This is a genomic window from Paenibacillus sp. sg306046 (assembly GCF_059821225.1).
In genome coordinates this window covers 1-831 of sequence record NZ_JCAMRT010000094.1, presented here as the reverse complement: position 1 = coordinate 831, position 831 = coordinate 1, and the positions used below count along the sequence as shown (strand labels likewise).

Below are 831 nucleotides of genomic sequence, written 5' to 3'. Positions count from 1 at the left end.
GATGATCGCTGGCTTCACTCCACGTGTTGTAGGTTTCCGCAAGCCACAAGACATACTCGCCGTCTTCATTATACTTATAGACCCATATTCCATAATTGGGCAATTCACCGCCGAGCATGTATTCAAAGTAAGCATTTTTCTCAGCCATCTCAGCCTGCGAGGACTGATACATACGCCCGATGGTCAAGTCAAGCCCATCTCGGCCGGGAAGCGTCAGGTCCACCTGCTTCAAGGTGAGCGAGCCGGATTGCGGGTCAACCGCTTCCATCGCGCCGCTGCGATCCGCCAAGTCGGCTTTGTTCGTTTCATTAATCAAGGTCGGGCCGATCAGGCCGTTCAGCACGCGCTCGATATCCTTCTGGGTTTCGGCATACACCTGCCCGGTCCATGCGGAACAAATGAGCAGGCTGAATGCCACGATCCGCAGCCAGTGGGTGATCAGATGTCTCATCTCGCACTACTCCCTTTTCCCAAGCTTGGCTTTCGCCTGCTGATAGGCTTCGAGCAAGGAGCGCAACGACCTGTTTTGTTCGGCGGCCTGCTTCTCCAAGGTGTTGAATAACGCGAGGTCCACGCCCTCCACGGCAGCGGCGGTGAGATCATGCGCGGCGAGACGATCAGGCGGAATGGTCAGTTGCCCTGCGCCGAGCTGTTTCATCAATTGCGCCTCTGTGCCCGACAAGCCATGCTGCGTATACAGCGCAATCAACTCCTCCAGGCTCATGATCTCCTGAAACTGCTTATACAAAATGACGAGTTGATACGTTTCCAGCAAGGGCAGCTTCTGTTGCTCGATTGTGGCGAAGGCTTTCGGTTGCCTGGCTTGAAAAT

Annotated in this window: 2 protein-coding genes; both read right to left on the bottom strand. The window is 54.9% G+C overall.

What is annotated here, in order from left to right; genetic code table 11:
- On the bottom strand, positions 1-451 hold a 451-nt coding region (locus AC6ROY_RS25435), incomplete at its 3' end, for a hypothetical protein (RefSeq protein WP_500103350.1).
- 6 nt (positions 452-457) lie between these two features.
- Positions 458-831 (bottom strand): hypothetical protein (locus AC6ROY_RS25430; RefSeq protein ID WP_500103349.1); only part of this gene is annotated, 374 nt, incomplete at its 5' end.